The sequence below is a fragment of the Promicromonospora noduliphila genome (assembly GCF_056951025.1).
In genome coordinates this window covers 855,356-878,497 of sequence record NZ_CM167806.1, presented here as the reverse complement: position 1 = coordinate 878,497, position 23,142 = coordinate 855,356, and the positions used below count along the sequence as shown (strand labels likewise).

16 protein-coding genes are annotated in these 23,142 nt (G+C 68.8%); all 16 read right to left on the bottom strand.

All coding sequences use genetic code 11. From position 1 onward, the window contains the following. Positions 1-11: 11 nt before the first annotated feature. Positions 12-293 (bottom strand): 30S ribosomal protein S19, encoded by a 282-nt coding sequence (gene rpsS / locus AC0QU1_RS03760; protein WP_171103653.1) that lies wholly within the window; start codon positions 291-293, stop codon positions 12-14. Positions 294-307: 14 nt separating this feature from the next. Then, positions 308-1,144, bottom strand: coding sequence for a 50S ribosomal protein L2 (gene rplB / locus AC0QU1_RS03755; protein ID WP_483574432.1), 837 nt, complete (start codon positions 1,142-1,144; stop codon positions 308-310). Positions 1,145-1,176: 32 nt separating this feature from the next. Beyond that, the gene (rplW, locus tag AC0QU1_RS03750) at positions 1,177-1,479 is read right to left on the bottom strand and encodes a 50S ribosomal protein L23 (protein WP_253835543.1); all 303 of its coding nucleotides are present in this window, start codon (positions 1,477-1,479) and stop codon (positions 1,177-1,179) included. Continuing rightward, positions 1,476-2,177: a 50S ribosomal protein L4 gene (rplD, locus tag AC0QU1_RS03745; protein ID WP_483574430.1), complete on the bottom strand. Its 702-nt coding sequence runs from the start codon at positions 2,175-2,177 to the stop codon at positions 1,476-1,478. Before rplD ends, rplW begins: the two co-directional genes overlap by 4 nt. An 8-nt stretch (positions 2,178-2,185) precedes the next feature. Next, positions 2,186-2,839 carry a 50S ribosomal protein L3 gene (gene rplC, locus AC0QU1_RS03740; protein ID WP_483574428.1) on the bottom strand — a complete coding sequence of 218 codons (654 nt, stop codon included), beginning with the start codon at positions 2,837-2,839 and terminating at the stop codon, positions 2,186-2,188. A 14-nt stretch (positions 2,840-2,853) separates the two neighbouring features. Continuing rightward, complete coding sequence (rpsJ, locus tag AC0QU1_RS03735; protein ID WP_019146773.1) at positions 2,854-3,162, bottom strand: 30S ribosomal protein S10; 309 nt, start codon at positions 3,160-3,162, stop codon at positions 2,854-2,856. Positions 3,163-3,685: 523 nt separating this feature from the next. Then, a complete protein-coding gene (tuf, locus tag AC0QU1_RS03730) occupies positions 3,686-4,882 on the bottom strand; it encodes an elongation factor Tu (RefSeq protein WP_483574426.1) in 1,197 nt (398 codons plus the stop codon). 125 nt (positions 4,883-5,007) lie between these two features. Next, the gene (fusA, locus tag AC0QU1_RS03725) at positions 5,008-7,110 is read right to left on the bottom strand and encodes an elongation factor G (RefSeq protein ID WP_483574425.1); all 2,103 of its coding nucleotides are present in this window, start codon (positions 7,108-7,110) and stop codon (positions 5,008-5,010) included. A 93-nt stretch (positions 7,111-7,203) separates the two neighbouring features. Next, positions 7,204-7,674 carry a 30S ribosomal protein S7 gene (rpsG, locus tag AC0QU1_RS03720; RefSeq protein ID WP_020016110.1) on the bottom strand — a complete coding sequence of 157 codons (471 nt, stop codon included), beginning with the start codon at positions 7,672-7,674 and terminating at the stop codon, positions 7,204-7,206. Next, the gene (gene rpsL / locus AC0QU1_RS03715; protein WP_020016109.1) at positions 7,674-8,048 is read right to left on the bottom strand and encodes a 30S ribosomal protein S12; all 375 of its coding nucleotides are present in this window, start codon (positions 8,046-8,048) and stop codon (positions 7,674-7,676) included. Before rpsL ends, rpsG begins: the two co-directional genes overlap by 1 nt. A gap of 439 nt (positions 8,049-8,487) precedes the next feature. Next, complete coding sequence (locus AC0QU1_RS03710; protein WP_483574422.1) at positions 8,488-12,372, bottom strand: DNA-directed RNA polymerase subunit beta'; 3,885 nt, start codon at positions 12,370-12,372, stop codon at positions 8,488-8,490. A gap of 79 nt (positions 12,373-12,451) precedes the next feature. Further along, the gene (rpoB, locus tag AC0QU1_RS03705; protein WP_483574421.1) at positions 12,452-15,964 is read right to left on the bottom strand and encodes a DNA-directed RNA polymerase subunit beta; all 3,513 of its coding nucleotides are present in this window, start codon (positions 15,962-15,964) and stop codon (positions 12,452-12,454) included. A 435-nt stretch (positions 15,965-16,399) separates the two neighbouring features. Continuing rightward, a complete protein-coding gene (gene rplL, locus AC0QU1_RS03700; protein ID WP_483574419.1) occupies positions 16,400-16,789 on the bottom strand; it encodes a 50S ribosomal protein L7/L12 in 390 nt (129 codons plus the stop codon). Between the two features lie 83 nt (positions 16,790-16,872). Next, positions 16,873-17,403 (bottom strand): 50S ribosomal protein L10, encoded by a 531-nt coding sequence (gene rplJ, locus AC0QU1_RS03695; protein ID WP_483574417.1) that lies wholly within the window; start codon positions 17,401-17,403, stop codon positions 16,873-16,875. Positions 17,404-17,810: 407 nt separating this feature from the next. Further along, the gene (locus AC0QU1_RS03690) at positions 17,811-20,408 is read right to left on the bottom strand and encodes a CHAT domain-containing protein (RefSeq protein WP_483574415.1); all 2,598 of its coding nucleotides are present in this window, start codon (positions 20,406-20,408) and stop codon (positions 17,811-17,813) included. A gap of 229 nt (positions 20,409-20,637) precedes the next feature. Next, positions 20,638-23,127, bottom strand: coding sequence for a CHAT domain-containing protein (locus tag AC0QU1_RS03685; RefSeq protein ID WP_483574414.1), 2,490 nt, complete (start codon positions 23,125-23,127; stop codon positions 20,638-20,640). Between the last annotated feature and the right edge of the window lie 15 nt (positions 23,128-23,142).

The following is a 23,142-nucleotide window of genomic DNA, read 5'->3' as shown; positions in this document are numbered from 1 at the left end:
AACCCCACGCCTCAGCGGCGACGACCCTTCCTGTCGTCCTTCACGTGGCCGCGGAAGGTCCGCGTGGGAGCGAACTCGCCGAGCTTGTGGCCGACCATCGCCTCGGTCACGAAGACCGGGACGTGCTTGCGACCGTCGTGCACGGCAAAGGTGTGACCGAGGAAGTCGGGCGTGACGACCGACCGACGGGACCAGGTCTTGATGACGTTCTTGGTCCCCTTCTCGTTCTGGGCGTCCACCTTCTTCTGCAGGTGGTCGTCGACGAAGGGGCCCTTCTTCAGGCTACGAGGCATGTTTCAGGCTCCTATCAGCGCTTCTTGCCGGTACGGCGGCGACGGACGATCAGCCGGTCGCTCGACTTGTTCGGACGGCGGGTACGACCCTCCGGCTGGCCCCACGGGCTCACCGGGTGACGACCACCGGACGTCTTGCCCTCACCACCACCGTGCGGGTGGTCCACCGGGTTCATGGCGACACCGCGCACGGTCGGGCGCTTGCCCTTCCAGCGCATGCGGCCGGCCTTGCCCCAGCTGATGTTCGACTGCTCGGCGTTGCCGACCTCGCCGACCGTCGCGCGGCAGCGCAGGTCGACGTTCCGGATCTCGCCGGACGGCATGCGGAGCTGCGCGTACGGCCCGTCCTTGGCGACGAGCTGCACGGACGCACCGGCCGAACGGGCGATCTTCGCGCCGCCGCCGGGCCGGAGCTCGATGGCGTGGACGACCGTACCGGTCGGGATGTTGCGCAGCGGCAGGTTGTTGCCCGGCTTGATGTCGGCACCGGCACCGGCCTCGACGCGGTCGCCCTGCGACAGCTTGTTCGGCGCGATGATGTACCGCTTCTCGCCGTCGGCGTAGTGCAGGAGCGCGATGCGTGCCGTGCGGTTCGGGTCGTACTCGATGTGCGCGACCTTCGCGGGCACGCCGTCCTTGTCGTGACGACGGAAGTCGATGACGCGGTAGGCGCGCTTGTGACCGCCGCCCTTGTGCCGCGTGGTGATACGACCGGTGTTGTTACGACCACCGGTCTTGCTCAGCGGGCGGATCAGAGACTTCTCCGGCTGCGAGCGCGTGACCTCGACGAAGTCGGCGACGCTGGAGCCGCGGCGGCCGGGCGTCGTCGGCTTGTACTTACGGATTCCCATGGAAACCTGTCCTCAATCTGCTCTCGTCCGGCTCAGCCGACCGGCCCGCCGAAGATGTCGATCGTGCCCTCGCGGAGGGTGACGATCGCACGCTTGGTGTCCTTGCGCTTACCGAGGCCGAAACGCGTGCGACGCGTCTTGCCCTTGCGGTTGATCGTGTTCACCGAGGCGACCTTGACGCTGAAGACCTTCTCGATGGCGATCTTGATCTCGGTCTTGTTGGCGCTCGGGTCTACGATGAAGGTGTACTTGCCCTCGTCGAGGAGGTTGTAGCTCTTCTCGGAGACGACCGGCGCGATCAGGATGTCGCGCGGGTCCTTCACGGTGACGCTCACTTGGCGGTCTCCTCAGCGGTCTCGGCCTCGGACTCCGTGGCGACAGCCTTCGCGCCCTTGGCCGGGCCCTCGAGGAACGCGGCGAGCGCGCCCTCGGTGAAGACGACGTCGTCGGAGACGAGCACGTCGTAGGTGTTGAGCTGGTCGGCGACCAGGAGGTGCACCTCGGGCACGTTGCGCAGGGACTTGATCGTCACCACGTCGTCGCGCTGCGTCACGACGAGCACGTGCTCGCGCTCCGTCAGCTTCTTGATCGTGGCGAGCGCCGTCTTGGTGGACGGGACGCCGTCGACGCCGAAGCCGGTGACGACGTGTACGCGACCCGCACGGGCGCGGTCGGAGAGCGCACCGCGCAGGGCGGCGGCCTTCATCTTCTTCGGGGTGCGCTGGTCGTACTTGCGCGGCTGCGGGCCGTGGACGGTGCCACCGCCGGCGAACTGCGGGGCGCGCGTCGAACCCTGGCGGGCGCGGCCGGTGCCCTTCTGCTTGTACGGCTTCTTGCCACCGCCGCGGACGTCGCCGCGGGTCTTGGTGGCGTGCGTCCCCTGGCGGGCGGCGGCGCGCTGCGCGACGACGACCTGGTGGATCAGCGGGATGTTCACGGCGACGTCGAACACCTCAGCGGGGAGCTCGGCCGTGCCGGACTTCTTGCCCTGGGCGTCGACGACGTCAACGGACAGCGCGGTCTGCGTGGTCATGGCTGCGGTCACGCTCCCTTCGCGGCGTTACGCACGAGGACGACGCCACCCTTGGGGCCGGGAACCGCGCCCTTGACGAGCAGCAGACCCTTCTCGACGTCGACCGCGTGAACGGTCAGGTTCTGGGTGGTCTGACGGGCGTTACCCATCCGACCGGCCATCCGCAGGCCCTTGAAGACGCGCGACGGCGTCGAGGCGCCACCGATCGAACCCGGCTTGCGGTGGTTGCGGTGCGCACCGTGGGAAGCGCCCACGCCGGCGAAGCCGTGCCGCTTCATGACACCGGCGGTGCCCTTGCCCTTGGTGGTGCCGACGACGTCGACCCGGGCGCCCGCCTCGAAGACCTCGGCGGTGAGCTCCTGGCCGAGCGTGAACTCGCCGGCGTTCTCGGTGCGGATCTCGGCCACGTGCCGGCGCGGCGTCACGCCGGCCTTCTCGAAGTGGCCCTTGAGCGGCTTGGTGACCTTACGGGGGTCGACCTGGCCGGCCGCGAGCTGGACGGCCGCGTAGCCGTCGGCGTCCACCGTACGGATCTGGGTGACCACGTTGGTGCCGACGGAGACCACGGTCACCGGCACGAGGCGACCCGCCTCGTCCCAGAGCTGGGTCATGCCGAGCTTGGTCCCGAGCAACGCGGTCACGTTCTTCTGCTGGTTGGTCATGATGTCCTCCAGCCTCAGAGCTTGATCTCGATGTTCACGTCCGCCGGCAGGTCGAGCCGCATGAGCGAGTCGACGGCCTTGGGCGTGGGATCGATGATGTCGATGAGCCGCTTGTGCGTGCGCATCTCGAAGTGCTCGCGGCTGTCCTTGTACTTGTGAGGCGACCGGATCACGACGAAGACGTTCTTCTCCGTCGGCAGCGGCACCGGACCCACGACCGTCGCACCAGCGCGAGTGACCGTGTCGACGATCTTGCGCGCCGAGCTGTCGATCACCTCGTGGTCGTAGGACTTGAGCCGGATGCGGATCTTCTGTCCCGCCATGGCGTCGTCTGACTCTCTCTCTCGAACCGCTACTGACCGACCCACGCACTCGGGCGTGTCGCCTAGAGCGACACAGCCGGGCGCAGAACACCATTGCTGGTGCCGGGGCCGTTGGGAAGTGATCCGTCCTGACTGTTCAGCCGGGACCGACCACGACGTTTGCCGAGCCTGCTCGGAACAGTGCCTCCGGAGATCCGGAGTGCGTGTGCTCCGCGGGGCGCCCTACGCATCGACCAGGCGAAAACCCCCGCGACCCCTCGTCCGGGTTCTCCCCGGGAGGGTGACCGCTCCAGCCTCTGCTGACCCCGAGCGAGCCGGGACCAAGGACTGCGGTTCTGCACACTGTTCGACACTTGAAAGAGCGCGCCTGTGACAGGCAACTATGCAATCTTGCCATACGACTGGGCAGGCACCAAACGCAAAGCGGTGTGATGCCCACTACCCACGCAACGGGGCCCGGGCGCCGAAGCACCCGGGCCCCATCGTTCAGCCGACTTCCGTCAGCCGAGTCAGTGCTCCAGGATCACTTGAGGATCTTGGTGACACGGCCCGAACCGACCGTGCGGCCACCCTCGCGGATGGCGAAGCCCAGACCCTCCTCCATGGCGATCGGCTGGATCAGCTCGACCGTCATCTCGGTGTTGTCGCCGGGCATGACCATCTCGGTGCCCTCGGGCAGCGTGATGACGCCGGTGACGTCCGTGGTGCGGAAGTAGAACTGCGGGCGGTAGTTCGAGTAGAACGGGTTGTGGCGGCCACCCTCGTCCTTGCCCAGGATGTAGACCTGCGCTTCGAAGTTCGTGTGCGGGGTGATCGAACCCGGCTTCACGACGACCTGGCCACGCTCGACGTCCTCGCGCTTGATGCCGCGCAGGAGCAGACCGGTGTTGTCGCCGGCCTGAGCCTGGTCCATCTGCTTGTGGAACGTCTCGATGCCCGTGACGGTGGTCTTCTGCGGCTCGCGGATACCCACGATCTCGACGTCGGAGTTGATGTCCAGGGTGCCGCGCTCGACCTTACCGGTGACGACGGTGCCACGACCGGTGATCGTGAAGACGTCCTCGATCGGCATGAGGAACGGCTTGTCGAGGTCGCGCTGGGGCTCCGGCACGTTCTCGTCGACGGCGTCCATCAGCTCGACGATCTTCTCGACCCACTCCGGGTCGCCCTCGAGAGCCTTGAGGCCCGAGACGCGGACGACAGGAGCGTTGTCGCCGTCGAACTCCTGCGACGACAGCAGCTCACGGACCTCCATCTCGACGAGCTCGAGGATCTCCTCGTCGTCGACCATGTCGGACTTGTTGAGCGCCACGAGCAGGTAGGGCACGCCGACCTGGCGGGCGAGCAGCACGTGCTCACGCGTCTGGGCCATCGGACCGTCGGTGGCGGCGACCACCAGGATCGCGCCGTCCATCTGGGCGGCACCGGTGATCATGTTCTTGATGTAGTCGGCGTGACCCGGGGCGTCAACGTGCGCGTAGTGACGCTTCGGCGTCTCGTACTCGATGTGCGCAATGTTGATCGTGATACCGCGCTGCTTCTCCTCCGGCGCGGCGTCGATCTCGTCGAAGTTGCGCTGGACGTTCGCCGGCAGGTCCGGGTACTTGTCCGCGAGGGTCTTCGAGATCGCCGCGGTCAGCGTCGTCTTGCCGTGGTCGACGTGACCGATCGTGCCGATGTTGACGTGCGGCTTGGTCCGCTCGAACTTGGCCTTAGCCACTGTGGGTCCTCCTGGGACTTGGGTAGATGTTCCGAACGTTTGCAGATGGTCGGCCAAGAAGCCTACAACTGCGGGGCGTTGCGGTTTTTCCTACAGGTTGGTTGTGCGGGTCGACCTGTGGGGACTCACTCGCCCCGGGTCTTCTTGATGATCTCTTCGGCAACCGCCTTGGGAACCTCGGCGTAGCTGTCGAACTGCATCGAGTACACCGCGCGACCCTGGGTCTTCGACCGGAGGTCACCGATGTAGCCGAACATCTCGCTGAGCGGCACCTGGGCGCGAACGACCTTCACACCGGTCGCGTCCTCCATGGACTGGATCATGCCACGTCGGGAGTTGATGTCGCCGATCACGTCGCCCATGTACTCCTCGGGCGTCCGCACCTCGACGGCCATGACCGGCTCGAGGAGGACCGGGTCGGCGCGCCTGACGCCTTCCTTGAAGACCATCGAACCGGCGATCTTGAACGCCATCTCCGAGGAGTCGACGTCGTGGTACGCACCGTCGATCAGCGTCGCCTTGACGCCGACCACCGGGAAGCCCGCCAGCACACCCTGCTGCATGGCCGCCTGGATACCGGCGTCCACCGACGGGATGTACTCGCGGGGGATGCGGCCACCGGTGACGGCGTTCTCGAACTCGTAGAGCTCGCCCTCCGTCGTCTCCAGCGGCTCGAAGGTCACCTGGACCTTGGCGAACTGGCCGGAACCACCCGTCTGCTTCTTGTGCGTGTAGTCGATCTTCTCCGCCGTGCGGCGGATCGTCTCGCGGTAGGCGACCTGCGGCTTGCCGACGTTCGCCTCGACCTTGAACTCGCGCCGCATGCGGTCGACGAGGATGTCGAGGTGGAGCTCGCCCATACCGCCGATGACGGTCTGGCCGGTCTCCTCGTCCAGCTTCACGCGGAAGGTCGGGTCCTCCTCGGCGAGCTTCTGGATGGCGGTCGACAGCTTCTCCTGGTCGGCCTTCGTCTTCGGCTCGATGGCCACGTCGATGACCGGCTCCGGGAAGGTCATCGACTCGAGGATGACCTGGTTCTGCGGGTCGGACAGGGTGTCACCGGTGGTGACGTCCTTGAGCCCGATGAACGCGTAGATGTGGCCCGCCTGGGCCTCCTCGACCGGGTTCTCCTTGTTGGAGTGCATCTGGAAGAGCTTCCCGATGCGCTCCTTCTTGCCCTTGGTCGAGTTCTGCACCTGGGCGCCCTGGGCGACCTTGCCGGAGTACACGCGGACGTAGGTCAGCTTGCCGAAGAACGGGTGCGCGGCGACCTTGAACGCGAGGGCCGAGAACGGCTCGGTGGCGTCCGCGTGCCGCACGACGACCTTCTCGTCGTCCTTCACGTCGTGGCCCTCGATGGAGGGCACGTCGAGCGGCGACGGCAGGTAGTCGATCACGGCGTCGAGCATGGGCTGCACACCCTTGTTCTTGAACGCCGAACCGCACAGGACCGGGAAGGCCTCCGAGCTGATGACGAGCTTGCGGATGCCGCCCTTGATCTCGGCGACGGTCAGCTCCTCACCGCCGAGGTACTTCTCCAGCAGCTCCTCGTCGGTCTCCGCGACGGCCTCGACGAGCTGGGCGCGGTACTGCTCCGCCTTCTCCTGGAGGTCGGCCGGGATCTCCTCGACCTCGTACTCCTCGCCCATCTTGGTGTCGCCGCGCCACGTGAGCGCCTTCATCTCGACCAGGTCGACGACGCCCTCGAAGTCGTTCTCCGCGCCGATCGGGAGCTGGATGACGAGCGGCTTCGCCTTGAGGCGGTTGACGATCGTGTCGACGGTGAAGTAGAAGTCCGCACCGAGCTTGTCCATCTTGTTGACGAAGCAGATGCGCGGCACGTCGTACTTGTCCGCCTGGCGCCACACGGTCTCCGACTGGGGCTCGACACCCTCCTTGCCGTCGAACACGGCGACGGCGCCGTCGAGCACGCGGAGCGAACGCTCCACCTCGACCGTGAAGTCGACGTGGCCCGGCGTGTCGATGATGTTGATCTGGTTGTTCTTCCAGTAGCAGGTCGTCGCGGCGGACGTGATCGTGATGCCGCGCTCCTGCTCCTGCTCCATCCAGTCCATCGTCGACGCACCGTCGTGCGTCTCACCGATCTTGTAGTTCACACCCGTGTAGAACAGGATGCGCTCGGTCGTCGTGGTCTTGCCGGCATCGATGTGGGCCATGATGCCGATGTTGCGGACCTTGTTCAGGTCGGTCAGCACGTCGAGTGCCACGGTCTGTTACCCCTTGGTCTAAAGGTGGGTGGGGGCCGGCGGTTCTGCATCCACCGACGGCCCCGGGGGTCACCCGGGGCCGCTCGGAAGCTACTACCAGCGGTAGTGCGCGAAGGCCTTGTTGGAGTCGGCCATCTTGTGCATGTCCTCGCGGCGCTTGACCGCGGCACCGAGACCGTTCGACGCGTCGAGGATCTCGTTCATGAGGCGCTCCGTCATCGTCTTCTCGCGGCGAGCGCGGGAGAAGTCGGTGAGCCAGCGCAGCGCGAGCGTGGTGGCACGCGTCGGGCGCACGTCGACCGGCACCTGGTAGGTGGCACCACCGACGCGGCGCGAACGCACCTCGAGCGCGGGACGGACGTTGTCCAGCGCGCGCTTGAGCACCACGACCGGGTCACCGTCGGTCTTGGCGCGGACGCCCTCGAGGGCGCCGTACACGATCGCCTCCGCGGTCGACTTCTTGCCGTCGAGCAGGACCTTGTTGATCAGCTGCGTGACAACAGGGGACCCGTACACCGGGTCGACGATGAGCGGCCGCTTCGGGGCCGGACCCTTGCGGGGCATCAGCTCTTCTCCTTCTTGGCGCCGTAACGGGACCGGGCCTGCTTGCGGCCCTTCACGCCCTGCGTGTCGAGCGCGCCGCGGACGATCTTGTAGCGAACACCGGGAAGGTCCTTCACACGGCCGCCGCGCACGAGCACGATCGAGTGCTCCTGCAGGTTGTGGCCGACACCTGGGATGTACGCGGTGACCTCGACCTGCGAGGAGAGCTTCACGCGGGCGACCTTGCGGAGCGCCGAGTTCGGCTTCTTGGGGGTGGTGGTGTACACACGGGTGCACACGCCGCGCCGCTGGGGGGAACCCTTGAGGGCCGGGGTCTTCGACTTCCCGGCCTTCGAGGTCCGCCCCTTGCGGACGAGCTGCTGGATCGTAGGCACTACGTCTCCGTCGTCTTCTTGAGCTTTCGGCGACGCCCTGCCGGCGTCCCCGTCGATGGTTCTGGCTTGTGCGTGCCGATCGCATGCGGCACCCACAGCCCCACGGGGACTGCTACGCCACTTACCACCGGCTCGATGGCCCGGCTCCGCCGTCGGGGCACGACGTGCCCCGGGAGGTTCTCGCCGGGGTGCCCACGCACTCACATCGGCCGCTTCCGAGGCCGCCCTGCGGCGGCCTGCAAGAGGTGCGGCCCGACGGCGCAGGCACAGACTCCTAGGTTACCCGCGTGTTTACGGGGGGTCAAAACGAATCGGGTGTGAGGTGCACCCGAAGAACCGCCAAGTAGAGCGCCTGCCCGGCCCTCGCACGGACGAACCGTGCGGAGCCGGACAGGCGCTCTACCTCGCGGTCAGACGACCTCTCGGTCAGGCGACCAGGTCAGCGGAAGTCGCCGAGGTCCAGGTCCTCCAGCGGGATCGCCTCGCCCGAGCCCATGCCGAGCGTCGGGAAGTCGATCTCGTCGTAGCCGAAGCTCGGGTAGAGCTCGGCCTTGGCCTGCTCGGTGGGCTCCACCTCGACGTTGCGGTACCGGGGCAGACCCGTACCGGCCGGGATGAGCTTACCGATGATGACGTTCTCCTTGAGGCCGAGCAGCGGGTCGCGGCGACCGCTCATCGACGCCTCGGTGAGCACCCGGGTGGTCTCCTGGAAGGAGGCCGCCGAGAGCCACGAGTCGGTGGCGAGCGAGGCCTTCGTGATACCCATCAGCTCCGGACGGCCGGCGGCCGGCTGGCCACCCTCCGACACGGCCTTGCGGTTCGCGTCCTCGAAGCGCATGCGCTCCGCGAGCTCACCCGGCAGCAGCTGCGAGTCACCCGAGTCGAGCACGGTCACGCGCCGCAGCATCTGCCGCACGATGACCTCGATGTGCTTGTCGTGGATGTCCACGCCCTGGCTGCGGTAGGTCTCCTGGACCTGGTCCACCAGGTGCGTCTGCGTGGCCCGCGGGCCGAGGATGCGCAGCACCTTCTTCGGGTCGACGGCGCCCTGGACGAGCTGGGTACCGACGGTCACGTGGTCGCCGTCCGCGATCTTCAGGCGCGCACGCTTGGTGACCGGGTACTTGATCTCCTCGCCGCCGTCGTCCGGCGTCAGCACGAGGTGACGCGTCCGCTCGGTGTCCTCGATCGTCACGCGGCCCGTGTACTCCGCGATCGGCGCCTCACCCTTGGGGGTGCGGGCCTCGAAGAGCTCGGTGACACGCGGCAGACCCTGCGTGATGTCCTCGGCGGCCGCCACACCACCGGTGTGGAAGGTACGCATCGTGAGCTGCGTGCCCGGCTCACCGATCGACTGCGCCGCGATGATGCCGACGGCCTCGCCGATGTCCACGAGCTTGCCCGTGGCCAGGGAGCGGCCGTAGCACTTGGCGCAGGTGCCCACGCGGGACTCGCACGTCAGGACCGAACGGACCTTGACGTTCTCGATGCCCGCTGCGATCACCTTGTCGATGACGACGTCACCGGCGTCCGACCCGGCGGGCGCGATGACGTTGCCGTCGGCGTCCACCACGTCGGTCGCGAAGGTGCGCGAGTAGATGCTGGTCTCGACCCGGTCGTGCGGGACGAGCGAGCCGTCGGCCAGCTTCTCCGCGACCGGCAGCGTGAGGCCACGCTCCGTGCCGCAGTCCTCCTCGCGGATGATGACGTCCTGCGAGACGTCCACCAGACGACGGGTCAGGTAACCCGAGTCCGCCGTACGGAGGGCCGTGTCGGCCAGACCCTTGCGGGCACCGTGCGTCGCGATGAAGTACTCGAGGACGGACAGGCCCTCGCGGTAGTTGGACTTGATCGGGCGGGGGATGATCTCACCCTTCGGGTTCGCCACGAGACCGCGCATACCGGCGATCTGGCGGACCTGCATCCAGTTACCACGGGCGCCGGAGCCGACCATGCGCATCACGGTGTTCCGCGCGTTGCTCTCGAGGTTGTCCCGCATGGCCGACGCGACGCGGTCGGTGGCCTGCGTCCAGATCTCGATGAGCTCCTGGCGACGCTCGTCGTCGGTGATCAGACCCTTGTCGAACTGCTGCTGGACCTTGAGGGCCCGAGCCTCGTGCTCGTCGAGGATCTCGCCCTTGACGGTCGGCGCCGCGACGTCCGAGATGGCGATCGTGACGCCCGAGCGGGTCGCCCACTTGTAGCCGGCGTCCTTCAGCGCGTCGAGCGCCGCGGCCACCTCGACCTTCGGGTAGCGCTCCGCGAGGTCGTTGACGATCGCGGACAGGCGCTTCTTGTCGGCCACGCCGTTCTCGTACGGGTAGTCGACGGGCAGCGCCTCGTTGAACAGGTACCGGCCGAGGGTGGTGTCGAACAGGAGCTGCTGCCCCGGCTCCCAGCCCTCGGGGGCCTCGAAGCCCTTCAGCGGCGGCACCAGGTCCGACATCCGCAGCTTGATCTGCGCGTTGATGTCCAGCTCACCCCGGTCGAAGGCCATGATGGCCTCGGCCACCGAGCCGAACGCACGACCCTCGCCCACGGCGCCCGGACGGTCGCTCGTGAGGTGGTGCAGACCGATGATCATGTCCTGCGAGGGCATGGTCACCGGACGGCCGTCGGACGGCTTGAGGATGTTGTTGCTCGACAGCATGAGGATGCGGGCCTCTGCCTGCGCCTCGGCGCTCAGCGGCAGGTGCACTGCCATCTGGTCACCGTCGAAGTCGGCGTTGAACGCGCCGCACACGAGCGGGTGCAGGTGGATGGCCTTGCCCTCGACGAGCTGCGGCTCGAAGGCCTGGATACCCAGGCGGTGCAGCGTCGGCGCACGGTTCAGGAGCACGGGGTGCTCCGTGATGACCTCTTCGAGCACGTCCCAGACCACGGGGCGGGTGCGCTCGACCATGCGCTTGGCGCTCTTGATGTTCTGCGCGTGGTTCAGCTCCACGAGCCGCTTCATGACGAACGGCTTGAACAGCTCGAGCGCCATCTGCTTGGGCAGACCGCACTGGTGCAGCTTGAGCTGCGGGCCGACCACGATGACCGAACGGCCCGAGTAGTCGACACGCTTGCCCAGCAGGTTCTGGCGGAACCGGCCCTGCTTGCCCTTGAGCATGTCGGAGATCGACTTCAGCGGACGGTTGCCGGGACCCGTGACCGGGCGGCCGCGGCGGCCGTTGTCGAACAGCGAGTCGACGGCCTCCTGGAGCATCCGCTTCTCGTTGTTGACGATGATCTCCGGCGCGCCCAGGTCGAGCAGCCGCTTGAGGCGGTTGTTCCGGTTGATCACGCGGCGGTACAGGTCGTTCAGGTCCGACGTCGCGAACCGGCCACCGTCGAGCTGCACCATCGGGCGCAGGTCCGGCGGGATGACCGGGACGGCGTCGAGCACCATCGCCGTGGGCGAGTTGGTGGTCGTCAGGAACGCGTTCACGACCTTGAGCCGCTTGAGGGCGCGGGTCTTGCGCTGGCCCTTGCCGGTGCGGATGGTCTCGCGCAGCGACTCGGCCTCTGCCTCCAGGTCGAAGCTCTGGAGGCGCTGCTGGATCGCGTTCGCGCCCATGGCGCCCTCGAAGTAGGTGCCGTAACGGTCCTGGAGCTGCCGGTACAGCATCTCGTCACCCTCGAGGTCGGCGACCTTGAGGTTCTTGAACCGGTCCCAGACCTGCTCGAGGCGGTCCAGCTCCTGGTCCGCACGCTTGCGGATCTGCGCCATCTCGCGCTCGGCGGAGTCGCGCACCTTGCGGCGCGCATCGGCCTTGGCACCCTCGGCCTCGAGCTCGGCCAGGTCGGCCTCGAGCTTCTGGGCGCGGGTGTTGATGTCGTTGTCCCTGCGGTCGGAGATCTCCTTCTTCTCGAGGTCGATCTCGTTCTGCAGGTTGGGCAGGTCCTCCTGGCGGGCCTCCTCGTCGACCGAGGTGATCATGTAGGCCGCGAAGTAGATGACCTTCTCCAGGTCCTTCGGGGCCAGGTCCAGCAGGTAGCCGAGGCGGGACGGCACACCCTTGAAGAACCAGATGTGCGTCACCGGGGCGGCGAGCTCGATGTGGCCCATGCGCTCACGACGCACCTTGGAGCGCGTGACCTCCACACCGCAGCGCTCGCAGATGATGCCCTTGAAGCGCACGCGCTTGTACTTGCCGCAGTAGCACTCCCAGTCCCGGGTCGGACCGAAGATCTTCTCGCAGAAGAGCCCGTCCTTCTCCGGCTTGAGGGTGCGGTAGTTGATGGTCTCTGGCTTCTTGACCTCGCCGTGCGACCAGGCACGGATGTCCTCGGCCGTGGCGAGGCCGATACGCAGCTCGTCGAAGACGTTGACGTCGAGCAAGATGTCCTACTTCCTGAAGTTCTCGAAAATCCTCGTGGTGTCCAGGTCGGCGCCCGGTGCCCCGGGCGCCGACCGGTTGTCAGATCTCGTCGACGGAGGAGGCGGCGTTGGGCCGCCGCGAGAGGTCGATGCCGAGCTCCTCAGCGGCGCGGTACACCTCGTCGTCGGACTCCTTCATCTCGATGGAGACGCCGTCGCTCGAGAGCACCTCGACGTTCAGGCACAGCGACTGCATCTCCTTGAGAAGCACCTTGAAGGACTCCGGGATACCCGAGTCGGGGATGTTCTCGCCCTTGACGATCGCCTCGTAGACCTTCACGCGGCCCGGGACGTCGTCGGACTTGATGGTGAGCAGCTCCTGGAGCGTGTACGCGGCGCCGTACGCCTCGAGCGCCCAGACCTCCATCTCACCGAAGCGCTGGCCACCGAACTGCGCCTTACCACCCAGCGGCTGCTGCGTGATCATCGAGTACGGGCCGGTCGAGCGCGCGTGGATCTTGTCGTCGACCAGGTGGTGCAGCTTCAGGATGTACATGTAGCCGGTCGAGACGGGCTCGGGGAACGGCTCGCCGGAGCGGCCGTCGAACAGCCGGGCCTTGCCCTCCTGGTTGACCATGCGCTGGCCGTCCCGGTTGGGCAGGGTCGCCCCGAAGAGGCCGCGCAGCGCGTCCTCCTCCAGACCGTCGAACACCGGCGTGGCGACCGGGCGGCCCGGCTCGCTCTGGTGGGCGACGGCGGGCAGGCGCTCCAGCCAGTCGCCGCCCTTGTCCTCGGCGAGGGAGACGTCCCAGCCCTGCTTGGCGACCCACCCGAGGTGGGTCTCCAGCACCTGGCCCACGTTCATGCGGCCGGGCACACCCAGCGGGTTGAGGATGACGTCGACGGGCGTGCCGTCCTCGAGGAACGGCATGTCCTCCTGCGGGAGGATCTTCGAGATGACGCCCTTGTTGCCGTGGCGGCCGGCCAGCTTGTCGCCCACGGTGATCTTGCGGCGCTGCGCGATGTACACGCGCACGAGCTGGTTGACGCCGGCGGGCAGCTCGTCGCCGTCCTCCCGGTTGAACTCGCGCACCGCGATGACCGTGCCGGACTCGCCGTGCGGCACCTTGAGCGAGGTGTCGCGCACCTCGCGCGCCTTCTCGCCGAAGATCGCGCGCAGCAGGCGCTCCTCAGGGGTCAGCTCGGTCTCACCCTTGGGGGTGACCTTGCCGACCAGGATGTCGCCCGCGCCGACCTCTGCACCGATGCGGATCACGCCGCGCTCGTCGAGGTCCGCGAGGACCTCCTCGGAGACGTTCGGGATGTCCCGCGTGATCTCCTCGGGGCCCAGCTTGGTGTCGCGCGCGTCGACCTCGTGCTCCTCGATGTGGATCGAGGAGAGGACGTCGTCCTCCACGAGGCGCTGCGACAGGATGATCGCGTCCTCGTAGTTGTGGCCCTCCCACGACATGAACGCGACCAGCAGGTTGCGGCCGAGCGCGAGCTCGCCCTCGTCCGTGGCCGGGCCGTCCGCGAGGACCGAGCCGGCCTCGACCCGCGCGCCCTCGTCGACCAGCACGCGCTGGTTGTAGCTCGTGCCCTGGTTCGAGCGCACGAACTTGTGCACGCGGTACGAGCCCGTCGTGCCGTCGTCGTTCGCCACGAGCACCAGGTCGGCCGAGACCTCTGTGACCACACCGGGCTTGGTCGCCACGATGACGTCGCCGGCGTCGACCGCCGCACGCCGCTCCATGCCGGTACCGACCACGGGGGCCTCGGACCGGACCAGCGGCACCGCCTGGCGCTGCATGTTGGCGCCCATGAGGGCGCGGTTCGCGTCGTCGTGCTCGAGGAACGGGATCAGGGCCGTCGCGACCGACACCATCTGGCGCGGCGAGATGTCCATGTAGTCGACCTCGGCACCCGGGATGTCGTTGGTCTCGCCACCCTTGGTGCGGACCAGGACGCGGTCGAGCTGGAAGGTGCCGTCCTCGGCCAGCGGCGTGTTCGCCTGGGCGATGATGTAACGGTCCTCGTCGTCGGCCGTCAGGTACTCGATGGTGTCGGTGACCTTGCCGTTCTCGACCTTGCGGTACGGCGTCTCGATGAAGCCGAACGGGTTGATGCGACCGAACGACGCAAGCGAGCCGATCAGACCGATGTTCGGACCCTCAGGGGTCTCGATCGGGCACATGCGGCCGTAGTGCGACGGGTGGACGTCGCGGACCTCCATGCCGGCGCGGTCGCGCGACAGACCGCCCGGGCCCAGCGCGTTCAGGCGACGCTTGTGCGTCAGACCGGCCAGCGGGTTGTTCTGGTCCATGAACTGCGAGAGCTGCGAGGTACCGAAGAACTCGCGGATGGACGCGACGACCGGCCGGATGTTGATCAGCGTCTGCGGCGTGATGGCCTCGACGTCCTGCGTGGTCATGCGCTCGCGAACCACGCGCTCCATGCGGGACAGACCCGTGCGCACCTGGTTCTGGATGAGCTCACCCACGGCGCGGATGCGGCGGTTGCCGAAGTGGTCGATGTCGTCGACCTCGACGCGCACCTCGACGGGCTGGCCGTTGCGGACGCCGGACATGACCTGCTTGTCGGCGTGCAGCGACGCGAGGTACTTGATGGTCGCGACGACGTCGGTCAGCGACAGCGTGGACTCGGCCAGCTCCGCGTCGATACCGAGCTTCTTGTTCGCCTTGTAGCGGCCGACCTTGGCGAGGTCGTAACGCTTCGGGTTGAAGTAGAAGTTCTCGAGCAGCGCGCGGCCGGCCTCGACCGTCGGCGGCTCACCCGGGCGGATCTTGCGGTACAGGTCGACGAGGGCCTCGTCCTCGGTGTGGACGTGGTCCTTCTCCAGCGTGTCGAGCACCGACGGGAACTCGGCGAACTCCTCGCGGATCTGCGCCTCGGTCATGCCGAGGGCCTTGAGCAGCACCGTGACGGACTGCTTGCGCTTGCGGTCCACGCGCACGCCGACGGAGTCCCGCTTGTCGATCTCGAACTCGAGCCAGGCGCCGCGCGACGGGATGATCTTCGCGGAGAAGACGTCCTTGTCGCTGGTCTTGTCCGGGGTGCGCTCGAAGTAGACACCCGGCGAACGCACGAGCTGCGAGACGACGACGCGCTCGGTGCCGTTGATGATGAAGGTGCCGCGCGCCGTCATGAGCGGGAAGTCGCCCATGAAGACCGTCTGGCTCTTGATCTCGCCGGTGGTGTAGTTCACGAACTCCGCGGTGACGAACAGCGGGGCCGCGTACGTGAAGTCCTTCTCCTTGCACTCGTCCGCCGTGTACTTCGGCGGCTCGAAGCGGTGGTTCGAGAAGGAGAGGGACATCGAGGAGCCGAAGTCCTCGATCGGGGAGATCTCCTCGAAGATCTCTTCCAGACCCGAGGTTTCCGGGACATCATTACGGCCAGCCGCCTTGGCAGTTTCTACCCTGGCCTGCCAGGCTGGGTTACCAAGGAGCCAGTCGAAGCTCTCGGTCTGAAGACCAAGCAGGTCCGGGACCTCGAGTGGCTCGTAGATCTTTGCGAAGGAGACGCGACGGGAAGCGGTACGGTTCGCAATGGCTTCGGCGGACGGAGCTGAAGGGGTGCGCGAGGCAGCCAAGAGGGGTCCTTCCCTGCAGTTCGGGTGAACGCTGTACGCTCTGCGGTGCCGCAGGAAGCTCTGCCGGACTTCACCCGTCGCCGGAGGGCATCCCACAGGCGGGGATGTCACCAGGACTTTCGGGAAGCAGGGGGAGGCGTCGAGGGCACACGCGGGCGCAAAGCGCTAGCATACCTACCACCCTCTAGTATGTCCAGTCCCCTCGGGTTCCGCACGTCGAGATCACCCGCGGTGTCGAATCGTTGCGTATCCGCACCGTCGTTGTCCGTGCGCAGCGCCGTCGCGATCCGCGGGCCCCGGACGGCGCGGCCCGCGCGCGATTCCCGATCGATCCCGAGCGCACGAGAGGCCCGCACCCCGAAGGATGCGGGGCTCTGCGGTCGGCGGACGGCGCCCGGGACGGGCGCCGTCACACCTAGGCGGTAGTGCCAGGGGTCACTTGAGGGTGACGGTGGCGCCGGCGCCCTCGAGAGCGGCCTTGGCCTTGTCGGCGGCCTCCTTGTCGACACCCTCCAGAACGGGCTTCGGGGCGCCGTCGACGAGGTCCTTGGCCTCCTTGAGACCGAGGGACGTGAGACCACGCACCTCCTTGATGACCGCGATCTTCTTGTCGCCTGCGGCCTCGAGGATGACGTCGAACTCCGACTTCTCCTCGGCCGGGGCCTCGCCACCGGCACCGCCGGCGGGGGCGGCAACGGCCACGGCGGCCGGGGCGGCGGCGGTGACGTCGAACTTCTCCTCGAAGGCCTTCACGAAGTCGGAGAGCTCGATGAGGGTGAGCTCCTCGAAGGCGGACAGGAGCTCGTCGGTGCTGAGCTTCGCCATGATGGCGTTCCTTTCGGTTTGCGCTTCGCGGGCCGCTCGCGGCCCACCAGAAGCAGGGGTTGTGTTCTAGCGCGGCCACCTGGTCAGGCGGCAGCGCCCTCCGATTCCTGCTTCTGACGCAGGGCATCGATAGCGCGGGCGACCTGGGCGGGCTTGGCGGAGAAGGCGTACGCGGCACGCGTCAGCGTGGCCTTCAGACCGCCGGCCACCTTGGCCAGCAGAACCTCGCGGGACTCGAGGTCCGCGAGCTTCGTGATCTCTGCGCTGGACATCGGGCGGCCGTCGAGCACGCCGCCCTTGATGACCAGAGCAGGGTTCGCCTTGGCGAAGTCACGCAGTCCCTTCGCAGCCTCGACCGGGTCACCGGTCACGAATGCGATGGCGGACGGGCCCTTCAGGTCGGCGTCGAGACCCTCGACACCGGCCTCCTTGGCCGCGATCCCCGTCAGCGTGTTCTTCACCACGGCGTAGGTTGCGTTGCCGCTGAGCGACCGACGCAGCTCCTTGAGCTGCGCGACGGTGAGCCCGCGGTACTCGGTCAGCACGGCCGCGCTGGAGTCACGGAACTTGTCCGCGATCTCCGCGACGGCGGCTGCCTTGTCCGGCCTCGCCATGGCAATCCTTCCGGTGGTGGTACCACCGGCTCCCTGGGGCATGAGCCTCGGGCTTCGCCCCGGAACGAGAAAGAGCCCCGGCGCAGGCGCACGGGGCTCGGTTCGCGCGGCAAGGCCACGCTCGAGTTCGTCACCTGCGCAGGCCCCCGCTCTGTGCGGGACTTCGGTCTTCTTCCGCCCTGTGCTCTTTCAAGCGGGCAGCGTCGGACGACCGGCGGTCTTGGGTTACACGACAAGATTACACGATCCCCGGGACGCCGGGCACACCGGGGAGCGTTGGCTCCACCACACAGCGCGGGCCGCCGCCTGGAGGACACCGGGGGCGCACCGCCTGGGAGCACCCACCGTAGGCCGCCGCCCCGGGGGCACCCGCCGCACCAGGCCCAGTCCCGACGCCGACCGGACGCTCAGCGCTCCAGCCCCTCCAGCGACCCGAAGCACACCAGCGGCACCGGCTCCGGCTCGTCCGCGAGTGCGGCGGCCAGCGCCGCCTCCGGGTCGTCCGTGGCCCGCAGGTGGGCGTGGAACCGCGGCATCACCCGCGCGGCCACGGCGTCGGAGAGCGGTCCGACGGCGGCGACGACGGCGCGGGCGCCGAGCCGCAGGAGCACCGCCGTCAGGCCGAGCACCTCACCGCCGACCACCGGGGACGAGCCGCCCACCTCGCATGCCGACAGGATGATCACCGACCCGGGCAAGCGCATGCCGTCGAGCTCGTGGGCGAACAGCGGGCCGTCGGCCAGGTCGACCGAGGCGAACAGCGGGTTGTCGGCGTCGTGCCTGCCGTGGGTCGCCAGGTGCACCACGTCGTGGGTCGCCAGCGCCTCGCGGACCGCGGCGGTCGTGGCGGCCGCACCGGTCAGGACGGTCGCGCCGGACCACACCTCCCCGACCGCCCGCACCTCGCTCGCGCCGAGCGTCACGCCGGGGCCGTGCGCGGCGAGGAGCCGGTGCCCGTCCCCCGGGCGGGGGTGGGCCCGCCCCCGCGCCATGTACGAGCGCATGGTCGTGCGCCTGCCGCGGCGGGACGGGAGCGCGGTCCACGGCACGCCGACCAGCGGGTCCCGCCCCACGACGTACAGGGAGCCGTCCGCCTCCAGCGGCAGGGCCAGGAGCCTGTCGAGCGCGGCGAGGTTGCGGTGCAGGGAGCGGCGGGCGACGGCGCGCAGCTCGGCGGGCACGAGGTCGTTGGCGCACACCGCGAGGAGGTCGGCGCGGATGCGCAGCACTCGCTCGGTGACCTCGGCCCGCGGCCCGAGGTGCACGGTCCGCGCGCCGTGCGCGTCCAGCCGGACGCACCGCAGGACGCCGTCGATCACGAGGAAGTTGGCGACGACGGCGCCGTCGTCGCGAGCGGCGAGCAGGTCGCGCACCTCTGCGACGGTGGCTGCGCGCTCCTCGGTGGCCGCGTCGTCGCCCGTGCGGTGCCACGCGCGTTCGCGCGCCGTGGCCAGGAGCCTGCGGGAGCGGGCGAACAGCTTGCGGCGCTCGGCCTCGCTCGCCCGGTCGGTGAGCGTCCGCGCCCGGGCGACGAGCCCGCGCGCCTCCGTGAGGAGCGCACCCACCGCCGGGTCGTCCGGCCTGGCGGCCCAGCCCGCCCCGGCGAACGTGGCGCGGCCGCGTTCGAGCGCCTCGAACAGCGCCGTGGGATGTCCGAGGCGCACGGCGGCCTCGACGTCCGTCCGCTGCAGGTCGACGCCGTGCACCGCGGCGGCGGTCACGGACTCCACCGAGCCGAGGCCCATGCGGTGGTCGGCCAGCAGTGCGAGTCCGGCACGGACGGCGGCCACCCCTGCGTCGTGGTCCCCCGACGCGAAGGCGATCTGTGCGAGCACCGTCTGCCGCTGGATCCGCGTGGTCAGCGGAGCGTCGGCGATGGTCTCCGGAAGGTTGTCGACGACGGCGCGTGCCGCATCGACGTCGTCGGCCAGGAGATACCACTGGGCGGCGACGAACCGCGCGGTCAGGCCGGGGTGCTGCCCCAGGAGCGGGTCTACCTCGTCACCGGCCTCCGCTGCTTCGAGCGCCTGCTCGGCACGGCGGCGCACGTCGTCGGGGACGGGCGCCTCACCGCGCCGGATCGGCAGGAGGATCGCCTCGAGCTCCGCCACGCGGGCGACCGCCGCGCGCTGCGGGTGCCGGATCCCGGTGTAGTACCGGCGAGCGAAGGCCGCGCTCGCGCGCGCCTCGTCCCAGCGGTGCAGCGCCATGAGGCAGCGGGCGCGGAAGTACTCCGCCTCCGCGCGGTGGTGGGCGCGGCCGGGAACCACCATGCGGGAGATCGCCTGGGTGAGCACCTGCTCGGCGTCCTCGAGCAGACCTGCTTCGTATAAGACGGCGCCGCGGCCGATGTCGAGCACGCCGTCGGCACGCTCCGGGTCGACGGCGCGGGCGGCGGCCATGGCCTGCAGCGCACCGGGGAGATCGCCGAGCGCGTACCGCACGAACCCGGTGTTGTGCAGGGCGAGCGACGCGACGCTCGACAGCCCGGCGCGCCCCGCCTCGTCGTGGCACGCATCGAAGTCGCGGAGCGCCGCGTCCAGCCGGCCGAGCTCGATGGCGGCGGCACCCCGGTTGAGCAGGGCCGTCGCGCGGTCGCGTGCGGGGAGCACCGCCGGGTTCGCCAGCACCTCGTCGAAGGCCGCCACCGCCTCCTTGAGCCGGCCCGCACGCTGCAGCAGCAGACCACGCGCCCCGACGATGACCGTGGCCAGCCCGACCCTGGCGTGAGCGGGTGCCGTCGCGGCACGCCCCTCGGCGTCGTCCAGCAGGGCGAGCGGCTTGTCCAGCGTGCCCTCGACCGCCTGGAGCGCGATGGCCTCGCCCATCAGCGAGCGCACCATGCCCTCGGCCCAGCGCTCGTGGTCGACCGGGCCGAGCCCGGCGGGGTCGATGACCCGGAGCCGGTCGAAGACCTCGCGGAACCGGGGCAGCGCGTCGCCCGGCCGCGACCGGGCGGTCAGATCCCGGGCGGCCAACAGCTCCGCCTCGAGCTCCGGCCACATGTCTTTTGCCCCTCGTCTCTCCCGTGCCTCGGAGCATCGGGCCGGAAAGACTAGCGGGGCGTGGTGCGGTATGTCACTGTCCGGTTCGACGTCGCAGGTGGGAGGCTTGGTGGCCGGCTGGCTCTGCGGTCGGGGGCTTGGTGCGGGCTGGGCCGCGACGCCGTCGGGACGACGTCACCGGGCCGTCGGGACGACGTCGGTGGACCGTCGGGACGACGTCGCTGGCGGCTCAGGTGGCCGCCAGCCCCTCCACGGAGCTGAAGCAGACCAGCGGTACCGGCTCCGCCACGTCGGTGAGGGCGGCCGCGAGCGCCGCCTCCGGGTCGTCGGTCTCGCGCAGGTGCGCGTGCAGGCGGGGCATGACGCGCGCGGCGAGCTCGTCGGAGAGCTTGGCGACCGACGCGATCACGGCGCGGGCGCCCAGGCGCAGGAGGACGGACGTCAAGCCCAGCAGCTCACCCCCGAGCACCTGGGTGGAACCGCCGACCTCGCACGAGGACAGGATCACGACCGATCCCGGCAGCGGCGTGCCGTCGAGCTCGTGGGCGAACAGCGGGCCGTCCGCGAGGTCGATGCTCGCGAAGAGCGGGTTGTCGGCGTCGTGCTGGCCGTGGGTCGCCAGGTGCACGACGTCGTGCGTGGCGAGCGCCGTGCGGACCTGCTCGGTGACGGCGTTCTTGCCGGTCAGCACGGTTGCGCCCGGCCACTGGCGGCCGACTGCTCGGGCCTCCTTGGCACCATGCGCCACGCCTGGGCCGGCTGCCGCCAGCAGCCGCCGCTGGGCGGTGGGTCGCGCGTGCGTGCGACCACGACCGACGTGCGAGTTGACCGAGGTGCGTAGCCCGCTGCGGGACGGTAGCGCCGCCCACGGCACGCTGAGCAAAGGCTCGCGGGCCACGACGTACAGGTCGCCGTCAGCCCGCAGCGGGGCGAGTAGAACGTTGTCGAGCGCCTTGAGGTTCCGCTCCAGCGAGGAGCCGGCGGCGGCGCGCAGGGGTGCAGGGATCAGGTCGTTGGCGGCCATGGCGAAGTCGGCAGTGAGGCGACGGACGCGTTCGATCACGTCGTTCGCCGGGCCGATGTCCACTGTGGTGACGCCGGTTGGGTCGACGCGAACACAGCGGAGCGTGCCGTTCATTGACACGAAGTTTGCGACAACGGGAGCGCGATGGCCGCGCTGCGCCAAGACATCGCGGAGCTCACGCACCGAGACCGGGCGCTGCACGCCCCGCGCATTACCCGCATGACGCCAGGAGCGTTCCCGAACCTCGTCTTGAGCACGATGGGCTCGGCGTGTGAACTGCTCACGCTCCTTCGCCTGATCTGCGGGGAGCTCGCGAGCCCTGGCGAGAAGACCCCGTGCCTCGGCGAGGAGTGCGGCGGCCTCCGGATCGTCAGGCGGCGTAACTCGGCCGACCCCAGCAAAGGTGGCACGCCCGCGCTCCAACGCGTCGAACAGCGCTCCGGCCCGTCCGGTTCGCGCAGCAGCTTCGACATCAACGCGAGTCAGCTCCACACCATGAGCGGCGGCCGCGGTAACCGACTCCACGGCACCGAGCCTGCTTCGATGGTCAGCAAGGAGGTTCAAACCTGCCCGCACTGCGCGGAGCCCCTTCGCACGGTCGTTCGCCGCAAACGCCAACTCTGCTTGCACCGTGTAGTGCTGGATCCGCATCGTCAAGGGAGCACTCGTAAGTCCGCGAGGAAGTTCCCGCAGTGCAGATCGTGCAGCATCTAGGTCACCAGCGAGCAGGAACCACTGAGCGGCAACCAGTCGCGCGGCGTGACCCGGGTGCTGCCCCAGGACCGGTCCGGCGGCATCCCCATCTCTCGCGGCGGTGAGCGCTCGCCTTCCCCACCGCCGGATCTCGCTCGTCGACAGTGGAGGTGCTCCAGGACCTCCACGACGGAATGGTGCGAGGGCCGCCTCGAACTCCAGGACGCGAGACAACACTGCCCACTGCTCGTAGCCAGCGGCCGTGAAATGAGCCCGCGCCCTGGCCGCAAGTGCTGATGCCTCATCGAAGCGGTAGAGCGCGAGGAGACAACGAGCGCGGACGTATTCGGCAATGGCGTGGTCTGTGCGTCGTCCCGCCGCCAACAGTTGCGGGATCGCCTCACCCAAGAGCGCTTCCGCCTCGTCGAGGAGACCGACGCCGTACAGCACCTCGGCACGACCCAGCATCGGGATGCCATCATCCTGATCGGGCGCGATCTCGCGCGCGGCGGCCATCTCCGCCAGGGCCGCGGGCGCATCCCCGAGCATGCTCAAGTAATAGCCCGAGTTGTGTCGCGCAAAGGCTACGAGCATCGGAGTACCGGTCGCTTCGGCATACTGAACAGCCTTGAGCGTGTCCGCCAGTGCCCCGTGGACGTCCCCAAGATCTGACAAGGCAATACCTCTGTTGAGGTACGCCATCGCCAGGTCGCGCGGCGCACCTGAGTCGCTCACAGCAATGACCCGATCAAAGAGGCGTACTGCCTCTGCTGGCTCACCCGCGACTCGGAGCAAGAACAACCCGTGCTGCCCATCGGTCACGGCCTCGATGCGTTGGCGCTCCACACCTTCGAGGAGTTGCGCGGCTTCACGTGCGCGATCGAGCTGCTCAAGGGCGGCGGAAAGGTCTCCGGTACAGGCCAGATCAGCCTGCGCGAGTCCCATCCAGGACCGCGCTATGAGCCAGACCCAGGTCCGCCTGTCCGCCTCGGCCAGGTCCACAGCACGCACTCGATC